This is a genomic window from Blautia sp. AM29-29, assembly GCF_003480555.1.
Classification (GTDB): domain Bacteria; phylum Bacillota; class Clostridia; order Lachnospirales; family Lachnospiraceae; genus Fusicatenibacter; species Fusicatenibacter saccharivorans.
The window spans coordinates 14,242-32,804 of sequence record NZ_QUJD01000023.1; the positions used below are offsets into that span (position 1 = coordinate 14,242).

Consider the following 18,563-nt stretch of genomic DNA (forward strand, 5'->3'; position numbering starts at 1 on the left):
TCCTTTATCAAAGACGATTCTAAACGAAAAGGGTGCTTTCACGCGGCAGGGCAGAAAGACACCTTGCGTAAAAACACCCTTGTTTTGGGCATATTATAGCAGTTTTTCGCGTGTTTTGTCAAGAAAAACTTAGAGATTCGTGTATCCCATCAGGGATTCATCGACTGCCTTTGCTGCCTCGCGTCCCTCGCGGATCGCCCATACGACCAGGGACTGGCCGCGGTGCATATCGCCTGCGGTGAAGACATTTTCTTTTGTTGTCTGGTATTTTCCGTCATCTGTCTTCACGTTGGTGCGCTGGTTGACTTCCACTTTAAATGCATCGGTCACATATTTCTGGGATCCTAAAAAACCTGCTGCAATAAGAACGAGATCTGCCGGGAGAATCTCTTCGGTTCCCTCAACCGGAACCATCATCATGCGGCCGGATTTCTCATCTTTTTTCGGTGTCAGTTTTACGGTCTTGATCTGGCAGACTTCACCTTTTTTGTTTTTGATAAATTCCGTTACGGTTGTCTGGTAAATCCGCGGATCATGGCCGAATACGGCGATTGCCTCTTCCTGGCCGTAATCCGTCTTGCAGATCTTCGGCCACTCCGGCCACGGATTGTTCTCGGCACGCTGATCCGGTGCTTTCGGCATCATCTCAAGCTGTGTCACAGATTTGGCACCGAGACGGATGGAAGTTCCGACACAGTCATTACCGGTGTCGCCGCCTCCGATGACAACAACGTGTTTGCCCTTGGCATCGATGTAGGCATGATCCTCAAAATTGGAATCCAGAAGACTCTTCGTTACGGAAGTCAGGAAATCGACAGCAAAGTAGATGCCCTTTGCATCTCTTCCCTCTGCCTTGATATCTCTTGGATTTGCCGCACCGCAGCAGAGCAGGACACGGTCAAATTCTTTTAAGAGTTTGTCAGCTTTTACATCTTTTCCGATATCAGCATTCGTCACAAACTCGATGCCCTCGGCCTTCATCAGATCCACACGGCGGTCGATGACGCTCTTATCGAGTTTCATGTTCGGAATACCGTAGCGTAAAAGTCCGCCCACGCGGTCGCGGCGTTCAAAGACCGTAACAGAATGGCCGCGGCGGTTGAGCTGCATCGCTGCTGCAAGGCCGGAAGGACCGCTTCCTACAACGGCAACGCGTTTTCCGGTGCGCACTTTCGGCGGCTGCGGCGTAATCAGGCCGGTTGCCCATGCGTTTTCGATGATCGCGCGTTCATTTTCCTTCGTGCAGACCGGGTCTCCGTTTACGTTGCATGTACAGGCTGCTTCGCAGAGTGCCGGGCAGACACGGGAGGTAAATTCCGGAAAACAGTTTGTCTTGGTGAGGCGGCGGTGTGCCTGCTCATAGTTTCCAAGATACACAAGGTCATTCCACTCCGGAACGAGGTTCTGCAGCGGACAGCCGGAGGCCATTCCCGCAATCATGGTTCCCGCCTGGCAGAACGGTACACCGCATGCCATACAGCGGGCAGCCTGCATCTGCTGTTCCTTTTTCGGGAGCTGCAGATGAAATTCCTTAAAGTTTTTGATACGCTCAAGCGGGGCAACGGTGTTTCCCGTCTTGCGCTGATATTCCATAAATCCAGTTGGCTTACCCATAATTCTTCTTCCTCCTACTTACGCATGCTTTCGTAAAATGCTTCAATCTGTGCCTGCTCGCTGCTGAGGCCCTTATCTTCCATCTGTGCGCTCAGCATCATCATGCGCTTATAGTCATTCGGAATGATCTTCTTGAATTTCGGCAGATATTCGTTAAAGTGTGTGAGTACTTCTTTTCCTTTTTCCGAGCCGGTGTGTGCGACATGCTTTTCAATCATGTTTTTCAGCTCTGCAATATCGTATTTACTTTCTACCGTTTCAATCGAAATCATTTCCTTGTTCAGATTGCGGTACAGGTTGCTCTTTTCGTCCAGAACGTAGGCGATACCGCCGCTCATGCCGGCTGCGAAGTTCTTTCCGGTTGCGCCAAGGACAACAACGCGGCCTCCGGTCATATACTCGCATCCGTGCTCGCCGACACCCTCGACAACGGCATAAGCGCCGGAGTTTCTGACACAGAAACGCTCGCCTGCGATACCGTTGATGTACGTCTCGCCACTCGTTGCACCGTAGAGGGCAACGTTTCCGACGATGATGTTTTCTTCCGGTTTATACTTTCTTGCTTTCGACGGATAGACTACAAGTTTTCCGCCGGAGAGGCCTTTTCCGAAGTAGTCATTGGAATCGCCCTCAAGCTCCAGGGTCAGACCTTTCGGAATAAAGGCTCCAAAGCTCTGTCCGCCGGCACCTTTACACTGTACGGTATACGTATCCGGCTCCAGGGAGGTGCCGAATTTTCTGGTGATCTCAGCACCAAGAATCGTTCCCACGGTACGGTCGGTGTTGGTGATCTCGACTTTTACCGTCTTCTTCTCTTTCTTGTCCATCGCCGGACCGAATTTCTTTAAGAGCACCTTCTCATCGAGTGTAGTGCCCAGTTTGAAATCGTAAACATCCTTCGGATCAAAGGTTACTTTTTCGCCTGCTTTTGCAAACGGGTTATTCAGGATCTGGCTTAAGTCTACGCGGTCTGCGTGTTCATTCGTCACCTTATCATTTCTCTTTAAGAGATCGGAACGTCCAACCATCTCATCGACCGTGCGGAAACCGAGTTTTGCCATGTATTCACGCATCTCTTCTGCAATGAAGCGCATGAAGTTGATGACATACTCCGGTTTGCCGCGGAAGCGTTTGCGGAGTTCCGGATTCTGCGTTGCAATACCCATCGGGCAGGTATCCAGATTGCAGACACGCATCATGACACATCCCATGGTTACAAGCGGCGCCGTCGCAAAACCAAATTCCTCGGCGCCAAGAAGTGCTGCGATCACAACGTCACGGCCGCTCATCAGCTTTCCGTCTGTCTCAATCATGACACGGTTGCGGAGGCCGTTTTTGATCAGCGTCTGATGGGTCTCGGCAAGGCCTAACTCCCATGGAAGTCCTGCATTGTGGATGGAACTTCTCGGTGCTGCTCCCGTTCCTCCATCATATCCGGAAATCAGGATAACCTGTGCTCCGGCTTTTGCAACACCGGCTGCGACAGTACCAACACCTGCTTCGGATACCAGTTTAACGGAGATTCTTGCATTCACATTCGAGTTTTTCAGGTCATAAATCAGCTGTGCAAGGTCCTCGATGGAATAGATGTCGTGATGCGGCGGCGGGGAAATCAGGGATACACCCGGTGTGGAGTGACGTGTTTTTGCAATCCACGGGTAAACCTTTCCGGCCGGTAAGTGGCCGCCCTCGCCCGGTTTTGCACCCTGCGCCATCTTGATCTGAATCTCTTTTGCGCTGACCAGGTATTTGCTGGTAACACCGAACCGGCCAGATGCTACCTGTTTGATTGCGGAACATCTCTCCGGGGATTCGAGACGGTCATCACTCTCACCGCCCTCACCAGTGTTGGATTTTCCATGCAGACGGTTCATGGCAATTGCCAGTGTCTCATGTGCCTCCTGGGAAATAGAACCGTAGGACATCGCACCTGTTTTGAATCGTTTTACGATAGAATCTACGCTCTCAACTTCTTCGAGCGGAACGCCCTGCTCCGGATAATCGAAGTCCATCAGACTTCGCAGATAACCGCTCTCCTCGCTGTCAACCATGGCAGTGTACTCTTTGAACATCCTGTAGTCACCGCGTCTTGTAGACTCCTGCAGGGTATGGATGGTACGGGGATTGTAGCGGTGCTCCTCACCCTGACTTCTTGCTTTATGACGTCCGAGACTGTCCAGCGTCAGATCCGTCGTCAGTTCCAGCGGATCAAATGCCTGAGAATGACGCTCATCAACGTCTTTTGCAATGTCTTCCAGTGTAATACCGCCGACACGGCTGACCGTACCAGTAAAGTATTTGTCGATGACATCTGCTGAGATACCGATGGCCTCGAAGATCTGGGAACCCTGATACGACTGGATCGTGGAGATACCCATCTTCGCTGCGATTTTTACGATACCAGAGATGACTGCGTGGTTGTAATCTTCAACGGCTGCGTAGTAATCTTTCTTGATCATGCCCTCTTCGATCAGCTCATGGATCGTGTCGAGTGCCAGATACGGGTTGATTGCGCAGGCACCGTAGCCGAGCAGTGTTGCGAAATGGTGCACCTCGCGCGGCTCGCCGGACTCCAGAATAATCGCAAGAGAAGTTCTCTTTTTCGTTTTTACCAGATGCTGATGAACCGCAGATACAGCCAAGAGGGATGGAATCGCCACATGGTTCTCATCGACGCCGCGGTCAGAGAGAATCAGGATGTTGGCTCCTGCCCGGTGTGCACGGTCAACCTCGACGAAAAGGCGGTCCATCGCACGGTCAAGCGGTGCGCTCTTGTAGTAGGTGATCGGAACGGTCACTGCCTTGAAGCCTTCGACTTTCATGTTCTTGATCTTCAGCATATCGGTATTGGTCAGGATCGGATTGTTGATCTTTAATACCTGGCAGTTCTTCGGCTCCTCCTCAAGCAGGTTTCCGTCACGTCCGACGTAAACGCTTGTGGAAGTTACGATCTCCTCACGGATGCAGTCGATCGGCGGGTTCGTTACCTGTGCGAAGAGCTGTTTGAAATAGTTGAACAGCGGCTGATGCTCATGGGAGAGAACGGCAAGCGGGGTATCGATACCCATCGAAGCGGTTGCCTCGACACCGTTTAATGCCATCTTTCCGATGGAGGAACGGTACTCCTCGTAGGTGTAGCCGAACGCTTTCTGCAGGCGCATCCGCTCTTCTTTCGTGTACTCTTCGACCGGCAGATTCGGGATTTTGATATCCTTTAACTGTACCAGATAACTGTCGAGCCATTCGCCGTACGGCTGTTTCTTTGCGTAATATTCTTTGACTTCCTCATCGTTTAAGACTTTTCCCTGTACGGTGTTGACGAGAAGCATCTTGCCCGGATGGAGACGCTCTTTTAAGACGATTTTTTCTTCCGGAACTTCCAGAACACCGACCTCAGAGGAAAGGATCAGGAATCCATCGTTGGTGATGTAGTAACGGGAAGGACGAAGACCGTTGCGGTCGAGCACTGCTCCCATCACATCTCCGTCGGAGAACAGGATCGATGCCGGTCCGTCCCACGGCTCCATCATCGTTGCATAATACTGATAGAAATCACGTTTCTCCTGGGAAATCGTATCGTTGTTTGCCCACGGCTCCGGGATCGTGATCATGACAGCCAGCGGAAGATCCATACCACTCATGGTCAGGAACTCGAGTGTGTTGTCGAGCATTGCAGAGTCAGAACCCTGGGTGTTGACAACCGGCAGAACCTTGTGCAGTTCATCCTGCAGCATCGGGGAGAACATCGTCTCCTCACGGGCCAGCATCTTGTCGGCGTTTCCGCGGATGGTGTTGATCTCGCCGTTGTGTACGATGAAACGGTTCGGATGTGCTCTCTCCCAGCTTGGGTTCGTGTTCGTGCTGAACCGGGAATGCACCATGGCGATTGCAGATTCATAATCGACATCCTGCAGATCGCGGAAGAAGGTGCGGAGCTGTCCTACGAGGAACATACCTTTGTATACGATGGTACGGCTGGAAAGGGATGGCACGTAGGTGTTGTCGTTGCTCTGTTCGAAAACACGGCGTACGACGTACAGACGACGGTCGAAAGCGATTCCCTTTTCCACATCCTCCGGTTTTTTGATGAATGCCTGCATGATGTAAGGCATACACTCTCTTGCCTTATGGCCGAGAACTTCCGGAACGGTCGGCACGGTTCTCCATCCAAGGAGTTCCAGTCCCTCTTTTTCCACGATGATCTCAAACATCTTTTTTGCCTGGTTCCGTTTCAGCTCATTTTGTGGGAAGAAGAATACGCCGACGCCGTATTCCCGTTCTCCGCCTAATGAAAAACCGAGGGTCGAACAGGCTTTGGAAAAGAATTTGTGCGATATCTGCAACAAGATTCCTACTCCGTCTCCTGTTTTACCCTCGGCGTCTTTGCCGGCTCTATGTTCAAGATTTTCTACGATTTTTAATGCGTTTTCTACGGTCGCATGGGATTTTTCACCTTTGATATTCACGACGGCTCCGATACCGCAGTTGTCGTGTTCAAAGGAAGAACGGTACAGCCCTTCTTCTCCCATGACACGCTCTTTACTCTGTGTCATACGGCTTCCCTTCCTTTACCTTTTCTTATTTTCGGTTCTCTTTTGTTTTCCGGAAAAGAATGGAGGGGAACATTTCATTCCCCGCCGTTCTTTTTGGATTGCCCTTACTATACTCTATTTTTTTCATCCTGTAAAGAGCAAATTTAATTTTTATATAATTTTTTACAATTTTTCTTTACTTTCTTAGGTTATTGCTGCATTTTACCTAATTTTCTACACTTTCGATCCATTATTTCGCTGCATGGTACTCGGCTGCTGCTGCAATCAGGCCGCGGAACAGCGGATGCGGACGGTTCGGACGGGATTTGAATTCCGGATGCGCCTGGGTTGCAATGTAGAACGGATGATCCGAAAGCTCGACCATCTCGACAATTCTTCCATCTGGTGATACACCGGAGAGAACCATGCCGTTTTCGGTCAGTGCTTTCCGGAAATCGTTGTTGACCTCATAGCGGTGACGATGCCGCTCAGAGATCTCTTTCTTGCCGTACAGCTCCTGTGCCTTCGATCCGTCTGCCAGGACGCATGGATATGCGCCGAGACGTAACGTACCGCCGATATCCTCGATTCCATCCTGATCCGGCATCAGTGCGATCACCGGGTGCATGGTGTTCGGGTTCATCTCGATGCTGTGTGCGTCGTGGTAACCGAGAACGTTTCTTGCATATTCAACAATCGTCAGCTGCATGCCGAGGCAGAGGCCGAGGAACGGAATCTTGTTCTCTCTTGCATATCGAATCGCTGTGATCATGCCTTCGATACCGCGGTTTCCGAATCCGCCCGGTACCAGAACACCGTCCACATCGCTCAGATACTCTGCCACGTTCTCCTCGGTTACCAGCTCGGAATCCACCCATTTCAGGTGTACGTTTGCATGGCTTGCAATTCCGCCGTGTTTTAATGCCTCAACAACGCTCAGGTATGCATCATGCAGCTGGATATACTTTCCGACGAGCGCAATCGTCACCTCTTTGTTCGGATGGCGGAGTGCTTCTACCATATGGGTCCAGTCGGACAGATCCGGTTCCGGGCATGGAAGGTGAAGGCTCTCGCAGACAACCTGCGCCAGGTTCTCTTTCTCCATGGCAAGCGGAGCTTCATACAGATACTCCACGTCCAGGTTCTGCAGAACATGGCTTGACGGAACGTTGCAGAACAGAGCAATTTTATCTTTGATCTCGGTGGTCAGCGGATGCTCGGACCGACATACAATGACATCCGGCTGAATACCGATTCCCTGCAGCTCTTTTACGCTCGCCTGCGTCGGTTTCGTCTTCATTTCGCCGGAAGCTTTCAAATATGGAATCAGGGTAACGTGGATCAGGATAGCGTTCTCATGTCCGACATCGTGCTGGAACTGGCGGATTGCCTCCAAAAACGGCTGGCTCTCGATATCGCCGACGGTTCCGCCGACCTCAATGATGGCAATACGCTCCTCGTCTACTTCTTTTCCGCGGTAGAAACGGCTCTTGATTTCGTTTGTAATGTGCGGAATGACCTGTACGGTGCCTCCGCCGAAATCACCGTGGCGTTCTTTCTGCAGAACAGACCAGTATACTTTTCCGGTCGTCACGTTGGAATTTTTATCCAGGCTCTCGTCGATGAAACGCTCGTAGTGGCCGAGATCGAGGTCTGTCTCTGTGCCGTCATCGGTAACGAAAACCTCGCCGTGCTGAATCGGGTTCATCGTACCCGGGTCAACGTTGATGTACGGGTCAAATTTCTGCATCGTCACTTTGTATCCTCGGGCTTTTAAAAGCCGTCCAAGGGACGCCGCCGTGATTCCCTTTCCAAGGCCGGAGACTACTCCGCCTGTCACAAAGACATATTTTACTGCCATATTGATTTCCTCCTGTTTTTCTCTTCTGATATTTTCTTTTCCGTCACAAGTTTCTCTAAAAGGAAATGTCGCCTGCCGGCGACATCTCTATGATGAAAGCCAGTTACTCCGCGCCTGCGTCGCTCCCGCAACTGCTGACAACATTCGTAATCCGGGCTATCGCCCTACTTACTCATGTCGTCTTGCCCGGCCAATATCTATGAATTCGCTCATGCAAGCATGGCTCATCCATAGCTGCTGTCCGGGGCTTTCATTCAAAATCAAAAACGATTATAACACATCTCGAATTTCCTGCAACTTTTTTTTACTATTTTTTATTATTTTCGACATTTTCCACGAAATCCTAAATTTCTGCACCATATTTTATACATATCACGATTTTCTTGACATCATCCGCAAAAATGAGTATGATAATCAATGTTTTTAAAACATGCAGGTCTACAACTGAAAAAAGGAGAATACCTATGCAGCCATCGTCAAACAATTGTTATGATACCGGTCTCCGGGAGGAATGTGGTGTTTTCGGCATTTACGATCTGGATGGTGCCGACGTCAGTCCTTCGATCTACTATGGCCTTTCCGCCCTGCAGCACAGAGGACAAGAGTCCTGCGGAATTGCCGTCTCTGACACCAGCGGTCCAAAGGGCCATGTGAAATCCTACAAAGGCCTTGGCCTTGTCAACGAAGTTTTCAAAGAATCCAAATTAGAAGAGCTGTCCGGCAATATCGGCATCGGCCATGTCCGGTACTCTACCACCGGTTCCACTACCGTAGAGAATGCACAGCCGCTCGTTCTGAATTATCTGAAAGGCTCCCTCGCCCTTGCGCACAACGGAAATCTGGTCAACGCTATGGAACTGCGCGAGCAGATGGAAAACACCGGCGCAATTTTTCACACTTCGATTGACTCTGAAATCATCGCCTACGGCATTGCGCGGGAACGCGTTCATTCCAAAACGGTAGAAGAAGCGATTCTGCGCACGGTAAAAGAAATCCGCGGCGCCTATGCCCTTGTCATCATGAGCCCGAGAAAACTCATCGGCGTGCGCGACCCATACGGCTTAAAACCGCTCTGCATCGGAAAGCGGGACAACGCCTGGGTTCTCGCCTCGGAAAGCTGCGCCCTCACTTCGATCGGCGCTGAATTCGTCCGCGATGTCGCTCCGGGAGAAATTGTAACGTTTGACAAAACCGGAAATCTGAAATCCGAATTTATGCCGGTTGACGTAAAAAAAGCGCATTGTATTTTTGAATATATTTATTTTGCCCGCCTCGACAGCAAAATAGACAACATCAGTGTCTATGAAGCCAGAATCCGCGGCGGCGCAACGCTTGCAAAGACCTATCCGGTTGACGCAGATCTTGTCTGCGGCGTTCCGGACTCCGGACTTGCCTCCGCAAAAGGCTATTCCGAAGAATCCGGCATTCCGTTCGGTCTTGCCTTCCACAAAAACAGCTATGTCGGCCGTACCTTTATCAAACCGACACAAAAGGAACGGGAATCCAGCGTAAAAATCAAGCTGAGTGTTCTGGAATCCGTCGTAAAAGGAAAACGAATTGTCCTCGTTGACGATTCCATTGTCCGCGGAACAACGATTTCGAATCTGATTACGATGCTGCGAAAAGCCGGTGCGACCGAGGTTCATGTCCGTATCAGTTCCCCGCCGTTCCTGTATCCATGCTATTTTGGAACCGATGTGCCTTCCAACAAGCAGTTGATCGCAAGCTCCCATTCCACCGAGGAAATCCGCCAGCAGATCGGAGCGGACTCCCTGGGCTACATGCCGATCGAAAAGCTCCAGAACATGGTCGGTGACCTGCCGATCTGTCGTGCATGCTTCGACAGTCATTATCCGATGGAAGTACCAAAGCAGGATATCAGCGCTCTTCTGGAAAGCTGATTTCGTTTTCTTTCCCCTTACCGTGCAGATCTTGCACCCGGTAGGGGGATTTCTTTTTTGAGCATGCATACTTTTCTGTATGGTTTGCATACAATACCTTCAAAAACAAAGGATCTCTTTATGGATCTTACGGACATCATCTATTCCAACGATTACATCAACATTCTGATTCAGAATTACGTGGCACAGTCCGAGCGGTACCAGATGCTCTTTCCGGAATCCAGTGCCCTTCTTACACTGAATTCGCAGTATTCCGTTCTCTTTCTCGAGCGCAGCCTGCTCCCGGAAAATCTCTTTGGTGAAATTCTTTTTACCGGACTCCCGAAACTTTTCACGCCGCTTTCCACCCTCTCTTTAGAAGTCTCCGGCATTGTACAGACGCAGAATCTCTACGGCGGCGGGTATACCGGCAAAAATGTAATCCTGGGTTTTCTGGACACCGGCATCGATTACCGCCACCCCGCCTTTCTGCGCAGCAACGGTCAGAGCCGGATTCTTTCCATCTGGGATCAGACCGACCGCACAGGCACACCGCCGCCGCAGTTTCCCTATGGCAGTCTCTACGAAAAGTCAGACCTTGACGATGCGCTTCGAAGCAGGGATCCTCTTTCTGTCGTTCCGGTCACGGATCCGGACGGACACGGAACATACGTCGCCGGAGTCGCTGGCGGTACTCCGAATGCGTCCGCCGGCTTTCTCGGTGCTGCACCGGAAGCCGATTTCGCTGTTGTTAAGTTAAAACCGGCGAAACAGAATCTGAAAGACTTTTATCTTGTCTCCACCAATGCTCCTGTCTTTGAAGAAGATGATCTTCTCTCTGCGATGCGTTTTCTAAACGAAGTCGCAGCCAGGGAGGGAAAACCACTGGTCATCTGTCTGGCACTTGGAACAAATCAGGGAAGTCATTCCGGAACCCTTCCCATCGCTCTGACGCTGGCGCGCTACGGAAATACGCCGGGCATTATTCCGGTCTGCGCCACCGGCAACGAGGGAAACGCCGCTCACCATTATTATGGCTCCGTATCCGAAAATGACTCCCCGAAAAATGTGGAGTTTCTCGTTTCCGAAGGCAGCCGCGGTTTTGTCCTGGAGTTCTGGGGACAGGTTCCGCAGCTTTTTTCCGTCGGATTCCGCTCTCCCGGCGGAGAAACGATTCCGCGGATTCCCGTCTCTTTGACTCAGGAACAGAGGATCACCTTTGTTCTGGAACGCACCGTCATCTACGTCAACTACGAAGTCGTTCAGACGACGACCGGCAGCCAGCTCATCCTGATCCGCATGCTGGATCCGACGCCCGGCATCTGGACACTTCAGGTTTACCGCGCCTTTCCTTCCCCGCCCGATTTCCACGTCTGGCTTCCGATTACCGGATTTTCCACTTCCGATGTGATCTTTCTGGAACCCGACCCGTACACGACACTGACGACACCCTCCGCCACCGTTCCCGTTCTGTCTCCCTCCACCTATCAGGCATCCAATAACAGTTTTTCACCGGAATCCGGACGCGGCTTTACCCGGCTTGGTGAAATCAAACCCGATTTTGCTTCCCCCGGGATTTCCGTCACCGGACCGGGACCAGCAGGCTCCTACGAAAACCGGAGCGGCGCAAGCGCGTCCGCTGCTATTACATCCGGTGCTGCCGCTCTCTTCCTGCAATGGGGCATTCAACGCACCCCATCCCGCTATTTTACGGCGCAGGAGCTGAAAAACTATCTGATCCGCGGCGCTGGCCGAACTGATACCATTACTTATCCAAGCCGCGAGTGGGGATACGGAAGATTGCAGTTATATCAGAGCTTTCTAAGCCTTATGACAAACTGATTTTCCCGCTCACAGGTTTGCTTCTATGGTATATCCGTTTGTTGATGCAAACTTTTAATGTGCAAGTGCCTTGTTTTTGATTGTTTTCCGTTGTATCATTACGTATTATCATTATATTTATAAAACTAAAAGGGGGATTCCTGACTATGAATTACGAACGCTTGAACGATCTTCGCCTTCTTGGACTTACGATTGCCTACTACCGAAGAGCAAAAGGAATGACGCAGGCCGAACTTGCCGAGGCGGTACATATCAGTCGTACCCATATGAGCAACATCGAAGCGCCAAATACAAAAACCTCTATTTCGTTGAATCTTCTGTTCGATATCGCTGAGGCACTTGACATTCCGGTGAAAGAGCTTTTTGATTTTCAGGGACGCAGTCTGTAGGGTCTTTGAATTTTTCTCTTTAAGAGTAACCCCGCCCGGCAGTTTTTCATATCATGAATTGTAAGCAAAATGATTCCTTTGGAGGAACAAACATGAGTGATTTAGCTGCTACAAACTGTGGATGCGGATGTGACAACGGCTGTGGCTGCGATAATGGATGCGGTGTTTCCAACAACAACCTGTTCGGAAACAATGGCTGCAGTATTATCTGGATTCTGCTTCTCCTCTCCTGCTGCGGCGGATGTGGATGCGGAAACAACAACAATGGCTGCAATTCCGACTGCTGGCTCGTTCTGATTCTTCTGTTCTGCTGCGGCGGATGGAACAACAACGGCTGTGGATGCGGCAACAGCAATAACTGTGGATGCGGCTGCTGACCTTTTTTCAGTCCTCCCAGATGTTCGGGCAGAAAAAGCCCCGGGTGCGGATCAACCGCCCCGGGGCTTTTTTCACCAGAATTCTCTTTCAGCGAAACCGTTTCGGTTTCCGTGCTTCTCTTTCCCGCTTTTCCATCTCTTCTCTTTTTTCTTTTTTTCTCATACATTCCAGATCTATTTCATAAAAGGCATTCCCTTCGAGTACCTGTTTTCTTTTTGCTGTTTCTTTTCCATCCATTTTCCGGCGGTCTCCTTTTTCTTTCTTCCTCTTATCATATGTTTTTTCCCGCCTTCTGTCATTTTTTCCGGCCTGGAACATAAGATAAAGAGAAATAAAAAGACAAATGCAGGAATGCTGCCAGGAAGGATCTTAATTTGAATCAGGAACAGGAACAAAATGTGGAACAGATGACACCGCTGGACCAGATGATCGCACAGGATCAGCTTCAGATGCTGAAGGCTGCCATTCCCTACGCCTCCTTCGGCCTGCAGCCCTCCCTTGCGATTTTGAGCAAATGGCTCGAGCTCCAGCGGACCATTCAGCTTTTTTCCCGTCCGGCCGACCTTTCCATGATGTCTGTTGATGCCCCGCACGTCTCTCCGCTTGAGATGCTGCAGGATATTTCCCGTTTTGCCGCCGGTCCGCAGCGGGATCTTCTCTCCCAGATGTTTCAGACCATGCAGATGGTCCAGATGCTTCAGAATATAAATCCCGGAAATGAGGAGGATCTGCTATGAGTTCGGATGATAAGCAAAACGACTGGTCGCAGGACCCCTCTCTTTCCGGAATTGACTTTGCCCGGCTTCAGGCACTGCAGCAGATGGCCTCTCAGAGCCGTGGAAAATCCCAGGCGGAAATGATGCCGTTTCTTCTCTCCCTGATGCAGGGAAATCAGGGCGGCGCACAGTTTTCCGCCTCCGAGGCGGACCTGATCATCTCTGCCATCAAAGCCGGAAAATCCAAACAGGAAGCGGCAAAAATTGACCAGATGGTACGCCTCTTCCGCTCCGCTGCTTCCGGGAAAAAACGCTGAAAAACTACAAACCAAAAAACGCTGCCGGTCTGGAATCCCAAACCGGTCAGCGTTTTTATTCTGTGCTTTTTCCTGCCTAGTTCTGCATGGAAAGCACGTTTTTATTTTTTACCAGGTAATCAATCAGAGAAACAACGGTCAGAATCAGTGCAACCCAGATCAGCACGGTATTCAGCACGGAAAGTGCCGGAATGTCAGCGATCAGAAGAATGATCATAATCATCTGGCTGATTGTTTTCGATTTTCCCCACCAGCTTGCTGCGATGACAATTCCATTGTCCGAAGCAACCAGGCGGAAACCGCTGATGATAAATTCTCTTGCGATGATAATAATAACCATCCACGCCGGAAGCTTGTCCAGCTCTACAAAGCAGATCAGTGCAGAGCATACCAGCAGCTTATCTGCCAGCGGATCCATAAACTTTCCGAAATCGGTAATCAGATTGTCACGTCTTGCAATGTAGCCGTCCAGCGTATCCGTGATGCTGGCAGCGGCAAAGATTACCAGTGCAATCCATTTGGACGCGCTTCCGCCCACGCCAGACAGCAGGAAGAACACGAAAAACGGAATCATAATTACCCGCAGAATCGTTAATTTGTTTGGTAAATTCATTGGCTTATCTCTCCTATCAGATCATATTCCAGAGCACCGGTAATTTTCACTCTTACGAAGTCGCCGGATACGAGTGTTTCCGGTGTATTGACAAATACATAGCCGTCTACACCCGGTGCGTCCGCCTGGCTTCTGCCCACATAGGCATCCTCATCCGCCACTTTGCCCTCGATCATAACAAGAAGCTCCTGGCCGATCCTGCGCTCGCCGAGTTCTGCAGAGATATCCTGCTGCAGCTCCATCAGTTCTGCCTGACGGTCCAGTTTTACCTCCTCGTCGATCTGATGCTCCATCGCAGCAGCCGGTGTTCCCTCCTCCGGAGAGTAGGTGAATACGCCGAGACGGTCGAACTCCATGTCGTTGATAAACTCGAGGAGTTCTTTGTGCTGCTCTTTTGTCTCTCCCGGGAATCCTGTGATCAGCGTGGTGCGCAGTGTGATATCCGGCATCTCGCTTCTCAGGAAATCAATTTTGTCGATCAGCTCCTGTTTGGATGTTCTGCGACCCATGCGGCGCAGGATCTCATCGTTGGCATGCTGAATCGGCAGATCCAGGTAGTGACAGACTTTCGGCTCTTCCTTCATCGTCTGAACGAGTTCCGGATAGATGTCCTCCGGATAGCAGTACAGAATCCGAATCCAGTAGAGCTCCTGAATTTTGCAGAGCTCTTTTAACAGAAGGTGGAGAGACGGCTTTCCGTACAGATCGATACCATAAATGGTTGTCTCCTGCGCAACGAGAACGAGCTCTTTGACACCCTGTTCTGCCATCGTCTTCGCTTCTGCTATCAGTTCCTCCATCGGAACGGAGCGGTACGGTCCGCGCAGCTTCGGAATGATGCAGTAGGTACAGTGCTTGTCACAGCCCTCTGCAATTTTCAGATATTCGTAATGGCCGCCTGTCGTTACAACGCGCTGTGCGTCAATTTTCGGCAGTCCTTTCAGATCGGCATACTCCTGGAAGCGGTCGCCGCCGAGGACATCCTGAATGGCATCCAGGATTTTGTCATAGCTGTTCGTTCCAAGTACGGCGTCAACCTCCGGAATCTCCTCAATGATTTCATCGCGGTAGCGCTCTGCCATACAGCCCGTTACCAGAAGAACCTTACAGCTTCCCGCTGTACGGTACTTCGCCATTTCAAGAATATTTTGAATGCTTTCTTCTTTGGCGTCGTGGATAAAGCAGCATGTGTTTATCACGATAACCTCTGCATCTTCCTCGGAATCGGTGATCTCGAAGCCATGCTCTACCAGAAGACCCAGCATATGCTCGGAATCTACCAGGTTTTTATCGCATCCAAGGGAAATAAACAGAATTTTCATATTATTCAATTACTGGCTCCTCTTTTGTTTCCTCTTCCGCTTCAACTTCAGATTCCGGAAGGATTGTAACCTCTCCTTTGTACATCTCCTCTACGGCGATGGAGAGCGGTTTCATGCCTTTTTTCACTTTTACAAGCGGTTCAGCTCCGCCGATGATCTGTCTTGCACGTTTGCTTGTTGCAAGTACCAGAGAGTAACGGCTGCTGACAACCGGTGCCTCGTCCAGATCCTGGCCCTCGTTAATAGTTGCAATCAGTTCCTGATAAGATGGATGAATCATAATAAATGCTCCTTTCTATTTTTCCAGACTTTTTTTCATCTGTTCGATAAAGTCTTTCTGGTTGCTGCTCATGAAATGCTGGCTCTGAATGGTCTCATGCATCTGTTTTACGCAGGTTTCGAGGTCGTCGTTGATCAGGACATAATCGTACTGGTCCATGCCCTGTGCTTCCTCTTTTGCACGCTCCATTCTGCCTTTGATGACTTCTTCTGTTTCCGTTCCGCGTCCCCGGAGGCGTCGTTCCAGCTCCTCGGCGGTCGGCGGTGTGATGAACACAAGAAGGGTGTCCGGACGTTTTTCCTTGACCTGAAGTGCTCCCTGGATTTCAATCTCAAGCAGAACATCTTTTCCGGCATCCAGCTGCTCCTCTACGTATGCCTTCGGCGTTCCGTAGGAATGTTTTACGTAACGCGCATACTCGAGGAAGGCATCCTCTTCTACCATGCGGTCAAACTCTTCTTCTGTACGGAAAAAGTACGATACGCCGTCTTCCTCGCCCGGACGCGGGTCTCTTGTGGTGACGGAGATGGACAGCGCATAGTTGTCGTACTCCTCCATCAGGCGTTTCATCAGTGTTCCTTTTCCTGCTCCGGAAAAACCGGATACTACAGTAAGTATTCCTCTACTCATTTTCAGATTCCCCTCGCTCTTTTTCTGTTTCCCAGCCGCCGTTGAATCTGCGGCTGATCGTTTCCGGCTGCAAAGCCGAAAGGATGATAAATTCTTCTCCGGTGATGAGCACTGCTTTCGTGCGTCTTCCCTGCGTCGCATCGATGATGCGGTTGCTTTCCTTTGCACGCTGCACCATACGCTTGACGGGTGCCGCCTCGGGACTCACCACTGCTATTATTTTATCCGAATTTACGACATTGCCGAATCCGATGTTGATCAGTTTTGCCACAATCCGTCCTTTCCTGTACCTTCTGAAGTCTTTTTCAGAAAATACATCTACCCATACAGATTTATTATAATTCATTCAGAAAGCCTAGTCAAATCTTTTTTTCTGTATTATAATGAAAATACCAGAATTTCAAACAAAGGAGATATTTTCTATGGCTTTTGATGGAATTACCATTGCAAATATTGCACAGGAACTGAATCAGACCATCGTCGGCGGAAAGATCAACAAGATCGCACAGCCGGAAAACGACGAGCTGATGATTACAATAAAAAACAACCGTACCGTTTACCGTCTTCTCCTCTCGGCAAGTGCTTCGCTTCCGCTGATCTACCTGACGGACAACAATAAGCCCGGCCCGATGACCGCACCGAATTTCTGTATGCTGCTCCGCAAACACATCGGCAGCGCCCGCATTCTCTCCGTTACCCAGCCGGGACTCGAGCGTATTCTTATTTTTGAGCTCGAGCATTTGAACGAACTCGGCGATATCTGCCGCAAGAAGCTGATTGTGGAGATCATGGGAAAACACAGCAACCTGATCTTCTGTCAGGAGGACAATACGATCCTTGACAGTATCAAACATATTTCCGCCAACATGAGTTCTGTCCGTGAGGTTCTTCCGGGCCGCACCTGGTTCATTCCGCACACGCAGGATAAGAAAGATCCGCTCACGATCACAGAAGAAGAATTTTTCGATTTCGTCTGCACGAAACCGATGGCTGCCGCAAAGGCAATCTACACTTCCCTTACCGGCTTCAGCCCGCTGATGGCGGAGGAAGTCTGCTGCCGCGCCGGCATCGACGGCGGATTTGCGGTCAATGCACTCGAAGAAAATGCGAAGCTTCATCTGTTCCGCACCTTCTCTTATCTGATTGAGGATATCAAAAACGGCGCATTTACGCCGAACATCGTATACCAGGGCGATGAGCCGAAAGAATTTTCCGCACTGAAACTGACGCAGTATCAGGATTTGCGGGAGGAAACATACGATTCGATCTCCGGTGTACTGGAAACATACTATGCCATGAAAAACCGCATCACCCGCATCCGTCAGAAATCTTCCGATCTGCGCCGTGTCGTCAATACCGCACTCGAACGGAATGTCAAAAAATACGACCTGCAGCAGAAACAGTTAAAAGACACCGACAAGCGGGAAAAATACCGGATTTACGGTGAGCTTTTAAATACGTACGGCTACAGCTGCCAGCCGGGCGATACTTCGCTGAACGCCGTCAATTACTATAACGGCGAGGAAATCACGATTCCGCTCGACGGAACGCTCTCTGCCGGCGAAAATGCGAAAAAATACTTCGACCGATACGGAAAGCTGAAGCGGACCCGTGAGGCACTCGAGGAACTTCTTGTCGAGACGAAAGAGGAAATCGACCATCTCGAATCCATCAGCACGGCGCTTGATATTGCGCTCGATGAGGCGGATCTGGTGCAGTTAAAAGAAGAGCTGATCGAGTACGGCTACATCCGCCGCAAGGGACCGACAGGGAAAAAGCAGAAAATCACCTCCCATCCGTTCCACTACCGCTCTTCCGAGGGCTTTGACATTTATGTCGGCAAGAACAACTTCCAGAACGAGGAACTTTCGTTTAAATTCGCCTCCGGCAACGACTGGTGGTTCCACGCGAAAGGCCAGCCGGGCAGCCATGTCATCGTAAAGACGAACGGTAAAGAGCTGCCGGATTCCGTCTACGAAGAGGCCGCTGCTCTCGCCGCCTATTACTCGAAAGGCAGACAGGCACCGAAGGTGGAAATCGACTACACCTTAAAGAAAAACCTGCGCAAACCAAACGGAAGCAAACCGGGCTTCGTTGTTTATTACACCAATTACTCCATGATGGCGGAGCCGAACATCCGCAATCTTCAGGAAGTACAGGACTAAATTCAGAATACAAAAGACTTTTCG

General features: G+C 50.3%; 16 protein-coding genes. 7 read left to right on the forward strand and 9 right to left on the reverse strand.

Going from position 1 to position 18,563, the window contains the following annotated elements; genetic code table 11:
• Window positions 1-129: 129 nt before the first annotated feature.
• From DW769_RS14480 to DW769_RS14490, 3 genes are all read right to left on the reverse strand, one after another.
• Window positions 130-1,614: a glutamate synthase subunit beta gene (locus DW769_RS14480; protein WP_118750551.1), complete on the reverse strand. Its 1,485-nt coding sequence runs from the start codon at window positions 1,612-1,614 to the stop codon at window positions 130-132.
• Between the two features lie 14 nt (window positions 1,615-1,628).
• Window positions 1,629-6,167: a glutamate synthase large subunit gene (gene gltB / locus DW769_RS14485; RefSeq protein WP_118750552.1), complete on the reverse strand. Its 4,539-nt coding sequence runs from the start codon at window positions 6,165-6,167 to the stop codon at window positions 1,629-1,631.
• A 229-nt stretch (window positions 6,168-6,396) separates the two neighbouring features.
• A complete protein-coding gene (locus DW769_RS14490) occupies window positions 6,397-8,007 on the reverse strand; it encodes a CTP synthase (protein ID WP_117802401.1) in 1,611 nt (536 codons plus the stop codon).
• Window positions 8,008-8,471: 464 nt separating this feature from the next.
• On the opposite strand from DW769_RS14490, the gene purF reads away from it, so the two are divergent.
• The 4 genes from purF (at window position 8,472) to DW769_RS14510 (ending at window position 12,495) form a co-directional block, all read left to right on the forward strand.
• Window positions 8,472-9,908 carry an amidophosphoribosyltransferase gene (gene purF / locus DW769_RS14495; RefSeq protein WP_117761558.1) on the forward strand — a complete coding sequence of 479 codons (1,437 nt, stop codon included), beginning with the start codon at window positions 8,472-8,474 and terminating at the stop codon, window positions 9,906-9,908.
• 120 nt (window positions 9,909-10,028) lie between these two features.
• Entirely contained in the window at window positions 10,029-11,729 is a 1,701-nt protein-coding gene (locus tag DW769_RS14500) for a S8 family peptidase (protein ID WP_158565941.1), read from the forward strand.
• Between the two features lie 146 nt (window positions 11,730-11,875).
• Window positions 11,876-12,118: a helix-turn-helix transcriptional regulator gene (locus DW769_RS14505; protein ID WP_022462361.1), complete on the forward strand. Its 243-nt coding sequence runs from the start codon at window positions 11,876-11,878 to the stop codon at window positions 12,116-12,118.
• Between the two features lie 92 nt (window positions 12,119-12,210).
• A complete protein-coding gene (locus tag DW769_RS14510) occupies window positions 12,211-12,495 on the forward strand; it encodes a hypothetical protein (RefSeq protein ID WP_055228247.1) in 285 nt (94 codons plus the stop codon).
• Window positions 12,496-12,583: 88 nt separating this feature from the next.
• On the opposite strand, the gene DW769_RS16640 is transcribed toward DW769_RS14510, so the two are convergent.
• Window positions 12,584-12,733: a hypothetical protein gene (locus tag DW769_RS16640; protein ID WP_172680771.1), complete on the reverse strand. Its 150-nt coding sequence runs from the start codon at window positions 12,731-12,733 to the stop codon at window positions 12,584-12,586.
• A 137-nt stretch (window positions 12,734-12,870) separates the two neighbouring features.
• On the opposite strand from DW769_RS16640, the gene DW769_RS14520 reads away from it, so the two are divergent.
• Both DW769_RS14520 and DW769_RS14525 read left to right on the forward strand, forming a co-directional pair.
• Window positions 12,871-13,233, forward strand: a complete 363-nt coding sequence (locus tag DW769_RS14520) for a hypothetical protein (RefSeq protein WP_055217741.1) — start codon at window positions 12,871-12,873, stop codon at window positions 13,231-13,233.
• The gene (locus tag DW769_RS14525; RefSeq protein WP_022461427.1) at window positions 13,230-13,529 is read left to right on the forward strand and encodes a hypothetical protein; all 300 of its coding nucleotides are present in this window, start codon (window positions 13,230-13,232) and stop codon (window positions 13,527-13,529) included. The genes DW769_RS14520 and DW769_RS14525 overlap by 4 nt, the downstream gene beginning before the upstream one ends.
• A gap of 76 nt (window positions 13,530-13,605) precedes the next feature.
• Here the strand turns inward: DW769_RS14525 and pgsA are convergent, their stop codons facing one another.
• From pgsA to DW769_RS14550, 5 genes are read right to left on the reverse strand one after another with little or no spacing between them, the layout of a single operon-like run.
• Complete coding sequence (gene pgsA / locus DW769_RS14530; protein WP_055228244.1) at window positions 13,606-14,142, reverse strand: CDP-diacylglycerol--glycerol-3-phosphate 3-phosphatidyltransferase; 537 nt, start codon at window positions 14,140-14,142, stop codon at window positions 13,606-13,608.
• Window positions 14,139-15,464, reverse strand: coding sequence for a 30S ribosomal protein S12 methylthiotransferase RimO (rimO, locus tag DW769_RS14535; protein ID WP_055217739.1), 1,326 nt, complete (start codon window positions 15,462-15,464; stop codon window positions 14,139-14,141). Before rimO ends, pgsA begins: the two co-directional genes overlap by 4 nt.
• 1 nt (window position 15,465) lies before the next feature.
• Window positions 15,466-15,744, reverse strand: coding sequence for a DNA-directed RNA polymerase subunit omega (gene rpoZ / locus DW769_RS14540; protein WP_022461424.1), 279 nt, complete (start codon window positions 15,742-15,744; stop codon window positions 15,466-15,468).
• Window positions 15,745-15,759: 15 nt separating this feature from the next.
• The gene (gmk, locus tag DW769_RS14545; protein ID WP_022461423.1) at window positions 15,760-16,374 is read right to left on the reverse strand and encodes a guanylate kinase; all 615 of its coding nucleotides are present in this window, start codon (window positions 16,372-16,374) and stop codon (window positions 15,760-15,762) included.
• A complete protein-coding gene (locus tag DW769_RS14550; RefSeq protein WP_055218332.1) occupies window positions 16,367-16,645 on the reverse strand; it encodes a DUF370 domain-containing protein in 279 nt (92 codons plus the stop codon). The genes gmk and DW769_RS14550 overlap by 8 nt, the downstream gene beginning before the upstream one ends.
• Window positions 16,646-16,796: 151 nt before the next feature.
• Between DW769_RS14550 and DW769_RS14555 the strand changes: the two genes are divergently transcribed.
• Window positions 16,797-18,539 carry an Rqc2 family fibronectin-binding protein gene (locus tag DW769_RS14555; protein ID WP_117761560.1) on the forward strand — a complete coding sequence of 581 codons (1,743 nt, stop codon included), beginning with the start codon at window positions 16,797-16,799 and terminating at the stop codon, window positions 18,537-18,539.
• Window positions 18,540-18,563 lie beyond the last annotated feature (24 nt).

What these genes read in the sequence shown, in the direction of transcription:
- DW769_RS14525 (WP_022461427.1), top strand. Translation starts at nt 13,230, where the DNA reads ATGAGTTCGGATGATAAGCAAAACGACTGGTCGCAGGACCCCTCTCTT.
- gmk (WP_022461423.1), bottom strand. Translation starts at nt 16,374, where the DNA reads ATGAGTAGAGGAATACTTACTGTAGTATCCGGTTTTTCCGGAGCAGGA.
- pgsA (WP_055228244.1), bottom strand. Translation starts at nt 14,142, where the DNA reads ATGAATTTACCAAACAAATTAACGATTCTGCGGGTAATTATGATTCCG.
- DW769_RS14510 (WP_055228247.1), top strand. Translation starts at nt 12,211, where the DNA reads ATGAGTGATTTAGCTGCTACAAACTGTGGATGCGGATGTGACAACGGC.
- DW769_RS14555 (WP_117761560.1), top strand. Translation starts at nt 16,797, where the DNA reads ATGGCTTTTGATGGAATTACCATTGCAAATATTGCACAGGAACTGAAT.
- rimO (WP_055217739.1), bottom strand. Translation starts at nt 15,464, where the DNA reads ATGAAAATTCTGTTTATTTCCCTTGGATGCGATAAAAACCTGGTAGAT.
- rpoZ (WP_022461424.1), bottom strand. Translation starts at nt 15,744, where the DNA reads ATGATTCATCCATCTTATCAGGAACTGATTGCAACTATTAACGAGGGC.
- DW769_RS14480 (WP_118750551.1), bottom strand. Translation starts at nt 1,614, where the DNA reads ATGGGTAAGCCAACTGGATTTATGGAATATCAGCGCAAGACGGGAAAC.
- DW769_RS14505 (WP_022462361.1), top strand. Translation starts at nt 11,876, where the DNA reads ATGAATTACGAACGCTTGAACGATCTTCGCCTTCTTGGACTTACGATT.
- gltB (WP_118750552.1), bottom strand. Translation starts at nt 6,167, where the DNA reads ATGACACAGAGTAAAGAGCGTGTCATGGGAGAAGAAGGGCTGTACCGT.
- purF (WP_117761558.1), top strand. Translation starts at nt 8,472, where the DNA reads ATGCAGCCATCGTCAAACAATTGTTATGATACCGGTCTCCGGGAGGAA.
- DW769_RS14490 (WP_117802401.1), bottom strand. Translation starts at nt 8,007, where the DNA reads ATGGCAGTAAAATATGTCTTTGTGACAGGCGGAGTAGTCTCCGGCCTT.
- DW769_RS14500 (WP_158565941.1), top strand. Translation starts at nt 10,029, where the DNA reads ATGGATCTTACGGACATCATCTATTCCAACGATTACATCAACATTCTG.
- DW769_RS16640 (WP_172680771.1), bottom strand. Translation starts at nt 12,733, where the DNA reads ATGGATGGAAAAGAAACAGCAAAAAGAAAACAGGTACTCGAAGGGAAT.